12 protein-coding genes are annotated in these 12611 nt (G+C 64.2%); 8 read left to right on the top strand and 4 right to left on the bottom strand.

Annotation, left to right across the window (positions count from 1 at the left end):
- The first annotated feature begins 10 nt into the window (after nucleotides 1–10).
- Together ACQ4WP_RS08100 and ACQ4WP_RS08095 are read left to right on the top strand one after the other, a co-directional pair.
- Nucleotides 11–1402: a Gfo/Idh/MocA family protein gene (locus ACQ4WP_RS08100; protein WP_436519494.1), complete on the top strand. Its 1392-nt coding sequence runs from the start codon at nucleotides 11–13 to the stop codon at nucleotides 1400–1402.
- Nucleotides 1403–1465: 63 nt separating this feature from the next.
- Nucleotides 1466–2791 carry a DUF3472 domain-containing protein gene (locus ACQ4WP_RS08095; RefSeq protein WP_436519493.1) on the top strand — a complete coding sequence of 442 codons (1326 nt, stop codon included), beginning with the start codon at nucleotides 1466–1468 and terminating at the stop codon, nucleotides 2789–2791.
- A 10-nt stretch (nucleotides 2792–2801) separates the two neighbouring features.
- Here ACQ4WP_RS08095 and ACQ4WP_RS08090 read toward each other — a convergent pair whose 3' ends face one another.
- On the bottom strand, nucleotides 2802–3314 hold the full coding sequence (locus ACQ4WP_RS08090; protein WP_436519492.1) for a hypothetical protein: 513 nt from the start codon (nucleotides 3312–3314) through the stop codon (nucleotides 2802–2804).
- Nucleotides 3315–3503: 189 nt separating this feature from the next.
- Between ACQ4WP_RS08090 and ACQ4WP_RS08085 the strand changes: the two genes are divergently transcribed.
- The 3 genes from ACQ4WP_RS08085 (at nucleotide 3504) to ACQ4WP_RS08075 (ending at nucleotide 7537) form a co-directional block, all read left to right on the top strand.
- A complete protein-coding gene (locus ACQ4WP_RS08085; protein ID WP_436519491.1) occupies nucleotides 3504–4016 on the top strand; it encodes a sigma-70 family RNA polymerase sigma factor in 513 nt (170 codons plus the stop codon).
- Nucleotides 3989–4990, top strand: a complete 1002-nt coding sequence (locus ACQ4WP_RS08080) for a FecR domain-containing protein (RefSeq protein ID WP_436519490.1) — start codon at nucleotides 3989–3991, stop codon at nucleotides 4988–4990. The genes ACQ4WP_RS08085 and ACQ4WP_RS08080 overlap by 28 nt, the downstream gene beginning before the upstream one ends.
- Nucleotides 4991–5074: 84 nt before the next feature.
- The gene (locus ACQ4WP_RS08075; protein ID WP_436519489.1) at nucleotides 5075–7537 is read left to right on the top strand and encodes a TonB-dependent siderophore receptor; all 2463 of its coding nucleotides are present in this window, start codon (nucleotides 5075–5077) and stop codon (nucleotides 7535–7537) included.
- Nucleotides 7538–7541: 4 nt separating this feature from the next.
- Here the strand turns inward: ACQ4WP_RS08075 and ACQ4WP_RS08070 are convergent, their stop codons facing one another.
- Together ACQ4WP_RS08070 and ACQ4WP_RS08065 are read right to left on the bottom strand one after the other, a co-directional pair.
- Entirely contained in the window at nucleotides 7542–7919 is a 378-nt protein-coding gene (locus ACQ4WP_RS08070; protein ID WP_436519488.1) for a SirB2 family protein, read from the bottom strand.
- Between the two features lie 87 nt (nucleotides 7920–8006).
- Nucleotides 8007–8453 carry a GNAT family N-acetyltransferase gene (locus tag ACQ4WP_RS08065; protein ID WP_436519487.1) on the bottom strand — a complete coding sequence of 149 codons (447 nt, stop codon included), beginning with the start codon at nucleotides 8451–8453 and terminating at the stop codon, nucleotides 8007–8009.
- Nucleotides 8454–8735: 282 nt separating this feature from the next.
- Here ACQ4WP_RS08065 and ACQ4WP_RS08060 point away from each other — a divergent pair, with 282 nt between their 5' ends.
- From ACQ4WP_RS08060 to ACQ4WP_RS08050, 3 genes are read left to right on the top strand one after another with little or no spacing between them, the layout of a single operon-like run.
- A complete protein-coding gene (locus tag ACQ4WP_RS08060; RefSeq protein ID WP_436519643.1) occupies nucleotides 8736–9980 on the top strand; it encodes an MFS transporter in 1245 nt (414 codons plus the stop codon).
- A gap of 8 nt (nucleotides 9981–9988) precedes the next feature.
- Entirely contained in the window at nucleotides 9989–11386 is a 1398-nt protein-coding gene (locus ACQ4WP_RS08055) for a NarK family nitrate/nitrite MFS transporter (RefSeq protein ID WP_436519641.1), read from the top strand.
- A 56-nt stretch (nucleotides 11387–11442) separates the two neighbouring features.
- Nucleotides 11443–12138, top strand: coding sequence for a carbonic anhydrase (locus tag ACQ4WP_RS08050; RefSeq protein WP_436519486.1), 696 nt, complete (start codon nucleotides 11443–11445; stop codon nucleotides 12136–12138).
- On the opposite strand, the gene ACQ4WP_RS08045 is transcribed toward ACQ4WP_RS08050, so the two are convergent.
- Complete coding sequence (locus ACQ4WP_RS08045) at nucleotides 12124–12495, bottom strand: ribonucleotide reductase subunit alpha (RefSeq protein WP_071077550.1); 372 nt, start codon at nucleotides 12493–12495, stop codon at nucleotides 12124–12126. The two genes, ACQ4WP_RS08050 and ACQ4WP_RS08045, sit on opposite strands and share 15 nt — an antisense overlap.
- Nucleotides 12496–12611: the final 116 nt, after the last annotated feature.

The raw sequence follows: 12611 nt of genomic DNA, 5'->3' as shown, positions 1-12611 counted from the left end.
AGAAGAGACAATGACGACACAATTCAATCGACGCAATTTCCTGTCCGCCAGCGCCGCGCTGGCCGGTGGCGCCATGGCCGGCAGCGCCTTGCTGCCTGGCGACGCTAACGCCGCACCTGCCGCCGGCCGCGACAAGGTCCGTCTGGGCTTGATCGGCACGGGCATGCGTGGCCAGGTGCTGCTGGCTGAACTGGTGCGCCGCGACGACGTGGAAGTGGTCGCCCTGTGCGATATCGAGCCTATCATGCTGAAACACGCGCTTGGCCAGGTGGCAAAAGCCGGCAAGCCGCGTCCGCGCACGTATGGCGAAGACCGCGACGAGAAAGCCTACAAGCGCATGCTGGACGCTGGCGGCCTCGATGGTGTGATCATCGCCACGCCGTGGGAATTCCACGCGCCCATGGCAATCGCCGCCATGCAGGCGAAGATACCCGTCGGTTGCGAAGTGGTGGCCGGCATCACCCTGCAAGACCACTGGGATGTCCTGAATACCCAGCTGAAAACGGGCACGCCGTACATGTTGCTGGAAAATGTGTGCTACCGCCGCGACGTGATGGCCGCGCTGCAGATGGTGCGCGCGGGCCTGTTCGGCGAACTGCTGCACTTGCAGGGCGGTTACCAGCATGACCTGCGCGCCGTCAAATTCAACAGCGGCAATCCGGCCAAGCCGTATGGCGGCGGCGTGGAATTCGGCGAAAAGGGCTGGTCGGAAGCCCATTGGCGCACGCAGCACTCGGTCGAGCGCAATGGCGAACTGTATCCGAGCCACGGCATCGGCCCGTGCGCCATGTACACCAACATCAACCGCGGAAACCGTTTTACGCGCATCAACGCCTTTGCCACCAAGGCGCGCGGCTTGCACGACTACATCGTCAAGCAGCCGGGCGGCGCGCAGCATGCGAACGCCAAGGTGAAGTTCAAGCTGGGCGACGTGGTCACTACCACCCTGGCGTGCGACAACGGCGAAACCATCATCCTGCAGCACGACACCAGCCTGCCGCGCCCGTATTCGCTGGGCTTCCGCGTGCAAGGCACGGACGGCCTGTGGATGGACCTGAACAACTCGATCCACATCGAAGGCGTCAGCAAGCCGCACCAGTGGGACGACTTCAAGGCCTACCAGGACAAGTATGAGCACCCCGTATGGCGCAAATATGCGGCGCAGGCCGAGGGCGCGGGCCACGGCGGCATGGACTTCTTCGTCATCCACGCCTTTGTCGAAGCCCTCAAGGCCAACGCGCCGATGCCGATCGATATCTACGATGCCGTGACGTGGAGCGCCATCACGCCGCTGTCCGAGCAGTCGATCGCCGCCAACTTCCAGACCCTGGACTTCCCCGACTTCACGGGCGGCCAATGGAAATCGCGCAAGCCGATCTTCGCCCTCGACGGCAAGTACTAAGCACCATACGCCCGCTACCGCGCCTGCCGCCGTAGCGGGTTTTTTCTATCCCGGGAGACGTTGATGAAACACAGAAGTTCATTACGCTATGCAGTCCTTCCCGCCATGCCCTTGCTGCTGGCAGCCTGCGGCGGCGCCACCGCCACCGCCACCAGCACCAGCACCAGCACGGGCGGCACCGCCTTGCTGACCGCCAGCGTGGCCGCACCGGTCACGTCCGCCAGCGTGGAACTGGCCGGCAATGCCTTCATCACCAGCAGGCAGGAGGGCGCCGTCATCGGCGAACATGGCCTGGCCGGCTGGAGCAATCCGGCTGCCATCGCCAGCACGTATTTCCGCGTCGACGGGGCGGGTCCCGTCCAGGTGGCGCTCGATGCCAGCCTGGCCGATGGCGGCAACAGCACCATCCGCGTGAAGATCAACGGCACGCCGTTCGACGTCAAGCTGGCCGGCAAGGCCAGCAAGACCTACGCCGTGGGCACGGTCAATGTGCCGGCGGCCGGCTATGTGAAGGTGGACTTGCAGGGGCTGTCGCGCGTGAAGGGCACGTTTGGCGACGTCTCCGCGCTGAAGGTGACGGCCGGCGCCACGCTGAACTATGCCAACGACCCCGCCAATTATTACTGGTCGCGGCGCGGGCCGTCCGTGCACATGGGCTACGCGGTGCCGGCCAATACCGAGTATTTCTATAACGAGATGACGATACCCAAGGGGCAGGATGCCATCGGCTCCTACTTCATGGCCAACGGCTTCGGCCAGGGCTACATGGGCATCCAGGTGAAGTCGCCCAGCGAACGCTGGATCCTGTTTTCCGTGTGGGACGCCGAGAATGGCGCGAAGACCACCCTGGTCAGCAAGGGTGCCGGCGTGGTCGACAATGCGTTTGGCGGCGAGGGCACGGGCGGGCAGACTTACCTTTCATATAACTGGGCGGCCGGCACCACCTACCGTTTCATCACGCGCGCGCGGCCCGACGGCAAGGGCGGCAGCGATTACTCGGCCTGGTTCTTCGCGCCCGAGACGGGCAAGTGGCGCTACATCGCTACCTGGAAGCGCCCGGCCATCAGCACGTATTTGACGGGCGTGCATTCCTTTCTCGAGAACTTCATCGATACCCTGGGCTACACGGAGCGCCGCGTCCAGTTTGGCAACCAGTGGGCAAGGAACGTTTCCGGCACCTGGTCGGAAGTGACGGCAGGGCGCTACACGGGCGACGCCACGGCCAGCAATGCGCAGCGCATGGATTATGCGGGCGGCCTGGAAAACGGCAGGTTCTACCTGCATAACGGTGGCTTCTTTGCCGCTTACGTGAAAACCGGCCAGAATTTCACGCGGCCCGCGACGGGGCAGGCACCCGACGTCGATGTGAGCGCCTTGCCGATGCAATAGGCGTTGGTCCTCAGTCCGGCCGCTTGCCCACCATCGCCTCGATGCCGCGATAGTAGGTGGGCGGCCGGGCTAGCGTCACTCCCATCAATGCCGCCGCCTGGATAATGTCGTTTGTATCGCGCCGGTACACCACCAGCGCATCCATTTCATCGGTGCCGTTGCCATCGATCTGTATCAGGTCATAGCCGCCTTCGTCCACGGCGCGCTGCGCCAGTTCCGTGTCCAACCACTCGAAATAGGGCCGCGCGCTACCGTCGCTGTCCTTGAGCAGTTCGTACGGGAAGTCGGGGAATTCGTCGAATATCTCCTGTATCTGTTTGTGCAGTTCATCGAGCTTGTCGCTCGACGCCATATAGCCGCCCGGATGCGAGAGGATCGCCATCGCGTAGGCTTGCGCATCGCTATCGCTCCACTCGTCGCGTGGAGCGGAGGGCGCATCGGAGATGGCGGTGACGGCTTCGTCGAGCTCCTCTCCTTCCAGGTCACCGCAGGTCAGCTTGGTCAGCAGTTCAGATAGCAACATGTTTGCCGTTCAATGGGGGCATGGCCAAGGTGGCCGGCTTGTGCATGATGTCATAAATACTATCATTGCCGTGCAAGCTGACGCGTTCGGCAGAACCGACCACGCGCCCATCGCAGGCCGCTTGCGCCGCAGCACCGCATAGATATAGAATGCGAATCATTATTATTTGCGAACCAGGGAGTATGCGACGTGTCGGCTGCCCAACCCGGCGCTCACCAGGAGGTGGGCAGCCTGTATCACGAACACCACCGGTGGCTGCAAGGCTGGCCCAGGCACAAGTTGGGCAACGCCTTTGACGCGGCCGACGTGGCGCACGACACCTTCATGCGCCTGCTCAATCGCGACGAGGCCATCGCCGCGCGCGAGCCGCGGGCCTTCCTGGCGACGGTGGCCAAGCGCGTGCTGGGCAATTTGTACCGCCGCCGCGACCTGGAAGCGGCGTACCTGGACACCCTGGCCAGCTTGCCGCTGCAGCACGCGCCCGATCCCGAGGCGCAGGCCATTCTGCTCGAAGCCTTGTTCGACATCGACCGCCGCCTCCATGGCCTGACGCCAGTCGTGCGTCGCGCGTTTCTGCTGTCGCAGCTCGATGGCATGCCGCAGGCGGCCATCGCGCTGGAACTGAATATCTCGCTGGCCACCGTGCAGCGCTACCTGGTCAAGGCCATGCATCAGTGTTTCTTTTCTCCCTCGGTGCCGTGAAAGGCGCCTTCACGCCGGAAGCGGCCAGCCTGCAGGCGGTCGAATGGCTGGTGCGTCTGCAGGCTGGCGACGCCACGCCGGAAGTGGAGCAGGCCTGGCGCGCCTGGCGCGACAGCGATCCGGAACATGAGCAAGCCTGGCTGCATGTGGAAGGCTGCATGGCCCGCATGCGTGCCTTGCCCGCGCCGCTGGCGCACGGCACGCTGGCGCGCAAGCCGATCCATGCGCAGGCCAATGCCGCGCGCCGGCAGTCGCTCAAGCTGCTGGCGCTGCTGGCCGTGGGCGGCGGCGCCTGGCTGGCTGGCGGCGATGAACAGGCAGGATGCTGGCTGGCAGACTACCGCACGGCCACGGGCGAATTGCGCCACATTGTGCTGGCAGACGGCACGCGCATCGCCCTCAATACGGCCAGCTCCATCAACGTGCGCCATGACGCGGGCCAACGCCTGGTGACGGTGTTAAAGGGCGAGATCATGGTCAGCACGGCGCGCGATCCTGCGGGCCGGCCTTTTATCGTGCAGACGGCTCAGGGCCGCTTGCAGCCCGTGGGCACGCGCTTTGCCGTGCGCGCCGGCAGCGAAGTCACGCGCCTGGGCGTGTTTGCGGGTGCCGTCGACATTGTGCCGGAACAAGCGCCCGATGCGGTGCGCAGGCTGCAGGCGGGCGAACAAGTGACTTTCACGGCGGGCCGCATCGGGTCCGTTGAGTCCCTGCCTGCCGGCGCGGACGCCTGGACGGCCGGCATGCTGGTGGCGCACGACATGCCGCTGGCCGATTTTGTCGGCGAGCTGGCGCGCTACCGCCACGGGCGCCTGGCCTGCGATCCGGCCATCGCCCATCTGCGCGTGTCGGGCATCTACCCGCTGGCAGACACCACGCAAGTGCTCGACATGCTGACGCGCACCTTGCCCGTCGACGTGCGCCAGAGCACGCGCTTCTGGGTGACCGTGGTGCCGCATCGGAAGCATCCGTAATTATTTTCTGAAAAGTGAGGGGTTTGCGATTTTCGCGTGACATAGCAAGTGAACCCTTCATTCACTTTCAGGAAACCAGTCCGCATGCCCAGCACAACACCTATTTACGCCACTTCCGCTTCCACCGTATGCCGCCGCAGCGTAGCGGCGCTGGCCGTCAGCCAGGCCCTGTGGCTGCTCGCCGCCAGCGGCGCTTCGGCTGCCGCACCCCTTGCCCAGGCAGCCAATGCGGCGCGCATCGAACTGGCGATACCCGCCGGCACCCTGGAACAGGTGCTGGTGCGCTTCGGCCAGGAGACGGGCACCATGATTTCCTACCAGGCCGCCAGCCTGGCGGGCAAGCGCAGCGCCGGACTGACGGGCAGCTACAGCGTGCCCGCAGCGCTGGGCGCCATCGTCGCCGGCTCGGGCTTGCGCGCCGTGCCGCAGGCAAATGGCGGTTATGTGCTCGACGTGGCGCCCGCCGATGGCGGCCAGACCATGCCCGAGACGAAGGTCAGCGCCAGCGCCGAGGCGAACGGCGCGACGGAAGGCAGCGGCGCTTACACGACACAGAGCATGCGCTCGGCCACGCGCTTGGGCCTGTCCGTGCGCGAGACGCCGCAAGCCGTCAGCGTGGTGACGCGCCAGCAGATGGATGACCAGAACCTGCAAACGGTGGAAGACGTGCTGCAAAATGCGGCAGGCGTGGCCATCAACCGCTACGACAGCGACCGTACTTCGTTCTTCGCGCGCGGCTTTTCCATTGCCAGCTACCAGTACGACGGCATCCCCACCACGGTCGACAATGCATTCAGCGTGGGCGACAGCACGCTGGACATGACGGTCTACGACAGGGTCGAGATCGTGCGTGGCGCCACGGGCCTGCTCACTGGCGCGGGCGAGCCGTCGGCCACCATCAACCTGGTGCGCAAGCGCGCGTCATCGAGGCAGCTGGCCGGGAGCGCCGCCCTGAGCCTGGGATCCTGGCACAATGCGCGCGTCAGCGCAGACCTGTCTACGCCCTTGAGTGCGGATGGCAAGGTGCGCGGGCGGATCGTGGCCAGCTACCAGGACAGCGAATCGTATGTGAACCTGTATCACGGCAAGAAGGCCATGGCCTATGCCACCGTGGAAGCGGACCTGGCACCTGGCAGCGTGCTGATCGCCGGCTATGAATACCAGGATAACCGCCCGTGCGGCGGCATGTATGGCGGCTTGCCGCTGTGGTATGCGGATGGCGAACGGGCCACCTTGTCCCGCTCCGCCACCACGGCGACCACCTGGAGCCGCTGGTTCAGCACCAGCCAGACGGCTTTCCTGCGCCTGGAGCAGGAGCTGGGCAAGGGCTGGAACCTGACGGCCATGCTGAATCACGGCTGGGGCAATTACTCGGCGGCCGAACTCTTCGCCAACACCTGGCCGGACAAGGCCACGGGGCAGGGCCTGACGGGCTACTCCGGTTTTTACTCGGGCACGCGGCGCCAGGGCAGCGTCGACACCTATGTGCAGGGGCCGGTGCAGCTACTGGGGCGTACGCACGACCTGGCGTTCGGCGTTTCGGGCAGCAAGCAGTTCTCCAGCAATCCGGGCCTGGCCGGTGGCAGCGTCGATTACGGCAATTTCCATCAATGGCAGGGCGTGACGCCGGAGCCGGACTGGAATGACCCGAATTTCTCGCGCTGGAAGCTGCTCGACACGGTGCAGCAGCGCGGCATCTACGGCACGGCGCGCTTTTCTCTGGCCGCCCCCTTGAAACTGATCGTCGGCGCGCGCTACAGCCGCTACAAGGCCGATCATGTCGATGACTGGGGCGGCAGCTACGCCTATGCCAAGCATGCCGTCACGCCGTACGCGGGCCTGGTGTGGGATATCGATGCGCAGCATGCGCTGTACACCAGCTACAGCAAGATCTTCAAGCCGCAGGGCTATCAGGACCGGTTTGGCCGCTATCTCGACCCGGCGCAGGGCAAGAATGTGGAAGCTGGCGTGAAGGGCGAGTATTTCGGCGGCAAGCTCAATGCGGCACTGGCCGTGTTCCACATCGCGCAGGATGGCCTGGCGCAGGAAGACACGGGGCATGTTGTCGGCAACTCGCTGACGCAGGCGTATTTCGCGTCAGCCGGCACCACCAGCAAGGGTGTGGAACTGGACGTCTCGGGCGAGCTGGCCAAGGGCTGGAACGTATCGGCCAGCGTGTCGCACGCGGCGGCTGAGGACAACGCGGGCGCACGCCTGAACAGCTATGTGCCGCAGACCCTGGCGCGCGTGTTTTCCACCTGGCAGCTCGATGGCGACTGGCGCGCCTTGTCCGTGGGCGGCGGCGTGAACTGGCAGAGAGGCGCCTACCGCGACGCCACGGGACCGAAGGGCACGCAGCGCGTGGCGCAGGGCGGCTATAGCGTGGCCAGCCTGATGGCGAAATATGCGCTGTCACGTCAGCTGTCGCTGCAGGCAAACGTCAACAACCTGTTCGACAAGCATTACTACAGCCAGCTTGGCATGTACAACCAGGCGTATTGGGGCGCGCCGCGCAATGCCAGCGTCACCCTTCGCTACATCTTCTGATGTATCAGAATGGCCAGGCCTGTTTGGTGATGGCCACGGCGACGATGTAGGCAAACAGCAGCACGGCCCCTGCGAAGGCGGCGCCGCGCGCGGCCGGCGTCTTGCCCCGCTTGAGGGCGATGGTGCCCAGCACGATGTAGCCCACCAGCGCGCACAGCTTGGCGGCCAGCCAGGGCTGGCTGCCCGGCGACTGGCCGCTCCACACGGCCAGGGTGATGGCGCTGGCCAGCAGGGCCGTGTCGACCAGGTGCGGCAGGATTTTTACCCAGCGCTGCTGCAAGGCGGGCGAGGCGCGCAGCATCCAGGCGCCGCGCAAGAGGAAAAGAAAGCCACTGGCGGCGGCGCAGCCCATGTGGAAATGCTTGAGGCTCAGATAATCCATGCGTGATGTCGGGGGCGTTGATTGATGGTAGCGACAGCATAGCCGCCTTTGGCGCGCCGCGCCATACGCCGTCGGGAGGACGCGCAATCAGCGGCACCATTTCACGTACACCAGCTCCGGGTCTCCCTCGTCGAGATGGTCTATCTGGCCGCTGCGCACGAAGCCCGCGCTGGCGAACAGCCGTTGCGCGGCCAGGTTGGACTGGTTCGTCGAGGTGAACAGTTTCTCTGTCTGGCACGCGGCTTCGGCGGCCGCCATCAGGCGCAATCCCACGCCGCGCCGCTGCTGCCCGAGAGCGACCACCACCAGCGAGACAAAACCGTAGCCAAAGAAGTCGTCGTGCGTGAGGACATAGCCGGCGACCTGGCCGGCCCGGATGGCGACCTGGCAGTGCCCCTTGCCGACGGCGGCGCGCACGGCATCGCCCCGGCTGGCGTGCGCCTGCGCGTATGCATCGCAGGCCAGCATGGCGTCCACATCGCCAGCTTGGGCCACGCGGGTGATGATCTGCTCTGTTTCGTACCTGTTCTCCATGCCGCTCCTTTGCTCCAGGCGCCGAGTGTGCCAAAAATACAGTCGTTTGTAAAACACCCGCCATCCAGGCTAGGTCCACACCCCGCCATCTAGTCACTTTTGCCGATACGGCTATCCAGATTGCCTTTTCAGAATCACCCTGTGGCCGATAGTACCTTTCCCCTCTGCCACGTAAGCTGGTCGGGACGGCTGGCCAGACGGCCAGTGCATTCATGGAGAAACATCGTGGCTACTCTAGATGGCACTAAGAACAACAGTAGTAACAAGGCAGTCGACCCCGGCATGCGGCGCAAGCAGTTTTCCGTGTTGGTCAGCAGTACCTTCGCGTTTACCATCTGCTTTGCAGTCTGGATGATGTTTGCCGTACTGGGCATCCCCATCAAGACCAGCCTGGGCTTGACGGAAACGCAATTTGGCCTGCTGGCCGCCATGCCCGTGCTGACGGGCTCCCTCGTGCGCGTGCCCCTGGGCATCTGGACGGACAAATACGGCGGACGCCGCGTCTTCTTTTGGCTGATGCTGGCCAGCGTGGTGCCGATCTACCTGATCTCCTACGCCACCGCCTATTGGCATTTCCTCGTGCTGGGCATGTTCGTGGGCCTGGCGGGCGGCTCGTTTTCCGTCGGCACGCCGTATGTGGCGCGCTGGTATGAAAAGGAGCGCCGCGGCCTGGCGATGGGCATCTTCGGCGCCGGCAACTCCGGTTCCGCGCTGACCAAGTTCGTCGCGCCGGGCATCGTCGCCGCCTTCGGCTGGCAAATGCTGCCGAAGGTGTATGCGGTAGCCATGCTGGCCACGGCCATCATCTTCTGGCTGTTTTCGTACACGGACAAATCGCATCTGGCGCCATCGGGCGAGAGTTTTTCGGCGCAAATGAAGGTGCTGAAGGATCCGCGCGTGTGGCGCTACTGCCAGTACTACTCGGTGGTGTTCGGCGGCTACGTGGCGCTGGCGCTGTGGATGACGAAGTACTACGTGGCCGAATACGGCTTCGACCTGAAGCACGCGGCGCTGCTGGCCGCCTGCTTCTCGCTGCCAGGCGGCGTGCTGCGCGCGTTTGGCGGCTGGATCTCCGACAAATATGGTGCGGCGAAAGTCACCTGGGCCGTGATGTGGGTGTGCTGGGTGTGCTTCTTCCTGCTGTCGTATCCGCAAACCCAGATGGTGGTGGAAACCGTCACGGGACCGCTGGCCTTCCACATCGGGCTGTCGCCGCTGTGGTTCACCGTGCTGCTGTTCATCGTCGGTATCGCCATGGCCGTGGGCAAGGCGTCCGTCTTCAAGTTCATCGGCGATGATTTTTCCGACAACATCGGCGCCGTCTCGGGCGTGGTGGGCCTGGCCGGCGGTCTCGGCGGCTTCGTCCTGCCCGTGATGTTCGGCGCCCTGGTGGACTTCACCGGTGTGCGTTCGAGCGCCTTCATGCTCCTGTACGGCACCGTCTGCGTTTCCCTCGTCTGGATGTATTTCTCGTTCAAGCCGCTGCGCGCGGCACCAACCAATCAACCTGCAGGAGTAACGTTATGAGTAACCCCGTGAGCCGCTACATGATCAATACCTGGGAGCCGGAAACCCCGAGCTTCTGGCAAAGCACGGGCAAGGCCACGGCCGCGCGCAATCTGTGGATTTCGATTCCCGCGCTGCTGCTGGCGTTCGCCGTGTGGATGGTGTGGAGCGTGGTGGTGGTCAACCTGCCCAACATCGGTTTTACCTACAGTAACAACCAGCTGTTCTGGCTGACGGCCTTGCCGGGCCTGTCCGGCGCCACCTTGCGCATCTTTTATTCGTTCATGGTGCCCATCTTTGGCGGCCGCCGCTGGACGGCCATTTCCACGGGGTCGCTGCTGATTCCCGCCATCGGCATCGGCCTGGCCGTGCAGGATGTGAACACGGGCTATCCGACCATGCTGATCCTGGCGCTGCTGTGCGGCTTCGGCGGCGGCAATTTCGCCTCGTCGATGGCCAACATCAGCTTTTTCTATCCGAAGGCGAGCAAGGGCTTCGCGCTGGGGATGAATGCGGGCCTGGGCAACCTGGGCGTGTCGGTGGTGCAGTTCGTCGTGCCGCTGGTGATCACCTTTGCCGTCTTCGGCGCCTGGGGCGGCGATTCGCTCACCTGGGTCAAGAATGGCATGAGCAAGGACATGTGGTTGCAAAACGCGGGCTTCATATGGGTGCCATTCATCGCCTTGAGTACCTTGCTGGCCTGGTTCGGCATGAATGACCTGGCCTCGGCCAAGGCTTCGTTTTCCGAACAGGCCGTGATCTTCAAGCGCAAGCACAACTGGCTCATGTGCTGGCTGTACACGGGTACCTTCGGCTCCTTCATCGGTTATTCGGCCGCGTTCCCGCTGCTGATCAAGATCCAGTTCCCCGACGTCAATCCCCTCGATTACGCCTTCCTGGGCCCTCTGGTAGGCGCGCTGGCGCGCGTGGCCGGCGGCGTGATTTCCGATAAATTGGGCGGCGCCAAAGTCACCTTGTGGTCCTTCCTGCTGATGATAGGCGCCGTGCTGGGCGTGCTGTACTTCATGCCGCAAGCCGGCGAAGGTGTGCACACTGCGGGTAGTTTCAAGGGTTTCTTCTGGATGTTCATGCTGCTGTTCGCCGGCACGGGCATCGGCAATGCTTCGACCTTCCGCATGATCCCCGTGATCTTCTTGACGGAGCACCAGCGCGCCGCGGCCGGCAAGGGCAAGGCGGCGCAGGAGCAGGCCATCGTCGACGCCAACAAGGAAGGCGCGGCAGTCCTGGGCTTCACGTCGGCCGTGGCGGCCTACGGTGCCTTCTTCATTCCGAAAAGCTATGGTACCTCGATTTCGCTGACGGGCAGCCCCGACGCGGCCCTGTGGTGCTTCATCGGCTTTTATGTGAGCTGCATCGCGATTACCTGGTGGTGCTATGCGCGCAAGAATGCGCCCATGCCTTGCTAAAGTTGGAGTGTCTGGCAAGTCGTTCTTGCCAGACGTTGAGGAAATGAGAGTATGTCATGGAAGAACTGGAAAAATTCGTCAACGGCTTCAGCCTGTTTCAACAGCAGTACTTCAGCGAGCCGCAGACCTTGTACGACAGCCTGCGCGACGGGCAGCGGCCCACGACCTTGCTGATCGGCTGCTGCGATTCGCGCGTCGACCCCATGCTGCTGACGGGCAGCGACCCGGGTGACATGTTCGTCGTGCGCAATATCGCCAACCTGGTGCCGCCGTGCACGCCCGACGCGCCGCCCGGCGTCAGTTCGGCCATCGAGTTTGCCGTCTGCAAGCTCGAAGTGGCCAGGGTCATCGTGCTGGGACATGCGCGCTGCGGCGGCATCCGTGCGCTGCTGGAACCGCAGCCGCGCGCGGAAGGCCAGGAAACGGACTTCGTGGGACAGTGGATGCGCATCGCCGAACCGGTGGCGCAGCGCGTGCGGCGCGATCTGGCGCACCGCTCATCGGAAGAGCAGCACCATGCGTGCGAGCTGGCCAGCATCCTGCAGTCGCTGGACAACCTGCTGACCTATCCGTGGCTCAAGCGCCGGGTGGAGCAGGGGGTGTTAAAACTGCATGGCTGGTATTTCGACATCGATAGCGGCGCCCTGATGGCGTATTCGGCGCGCCAGCAGCAGTTTTTGCCGCTGGTGTGTCCGATAGAAAGGGCGCGCCACCTGCACGAGCGCCCTTGGCCGGATTCAGCTAAAACGTAACAGATCGCCGCTGCGGTCAAACGCCAGGAGGCCGTCGATGCGCCCTTGCTCGATGGCCGTTACCATGGCGCGCAGGGGCGCCTCGCATTCCTGCGCGGCGGGCGGCTGGCCGTCCTGGCCCGCCAGTCCCGCCACGAAGACCACGTCCCAGTGCGTCTGCATCTGTTTCGACTCCTCCATCAATGTCTCGAAGCTGCCCAGTTCATCGGGCAGCTTGTCGGCGCACATCACGGGCGTGAGGGACTTGCCCTGGCCGCCTGGCTGGGCCTGCGCCTGGGTAAAGGTGAACAGCAGACGCTGCGGCTGTTCCTGGTCGCGGGCGCTGCGCAGCAGGCTGGCGTAATCGGTAATGGACATGATGCTCTTTCTCTGTGTTGAACGATGACGACAGGTATACCGCAGCACGCTCGCGGCGCCCATAGGCAATAGTGACTACCCGCCTATGCATTCCTGGTGCGGGAAACCGACTTCTT

The organism is Janthinobacterium lyxosi (assembly GCF_051380665.1).
Lineage (GTDB): Bacteria > Pseudomonadota > Gammaproteobacteria > Burkholderiales > Burkholderiaceae_D > Janthinobacterium.
Note: the sequence above shows the minus strand (reverse complement) of the source record. Positions and strands in the feature narration are given on the sequence as shown.

Bases quoted from the DNA above. Each gene is read 5' to 3' on its own strand.
- ACQ4WP_RS08090 (WP_436519492.1), bottom strand. From the start codon at position 3,314: ATGTTGCTATCTGAACTGCTGACCAAGCTGACCTGCGGTGACCTGGAA.
- ACQ4WP_RS08045 (WP_071077550.1), bottom strand. From the start codon at position 12,495: ATGTCCATTACCGATTACGCCAGCCTGCTGCGCAGCGCCCGCGACCAG.
- ACQ4WP_RS08060 (WP_436519643.1), top strand. From the start codon at position 8,736: ATGCGGCGCAAGCAGTTTTCCGTGTTGGTCAGCAGTACCTTCGCGTTT.
- ACQ4WP_RS08065 (WP_436519487.1), bottom strand. From the start codon at position 8,453: ATGGAGAACAGGTACGAAACAGAGCAGATCATCACCCGCGTGGCCCAA.
- ACQ4WP_RS08050 (WP_436519486.1), top strand. From the start codon at position 11,443: ATGGAAGAACTGGAAAAATTCGTCAACGGCTTCAGCCTGTTTCAACAG.
- ACQ4WP_RS08095 (WP_436519493.1), top strand. From the start codon at position 1,466: ATGAAACACAGAAGTTCATTACGCTATGCAGTCCTTCCCGCCATGCCC.
- ACQ4WP_RS08070 (WP_436519488.1), bottom strand. From the start codon at position 7,919: ATGGATTATCTGAGCCTCAAGCATTTCCACATGGGCTGCGCCGCCGCC.
- ACQ4WP_RS08100 (WP_436519494.1), top strand. From the start codon at position 11: ATGACGACACAATTCAATCGACGCAATTTCCTGTCCGCCAGCGCCGCG.
- ACQ4WP_RS08075 (WP_436519489.1), top strand. From the start codon at position 5,075: ATGCCCAGCACAACACCTATTTACGCCACTTCCGCTTCCACCGTATGC.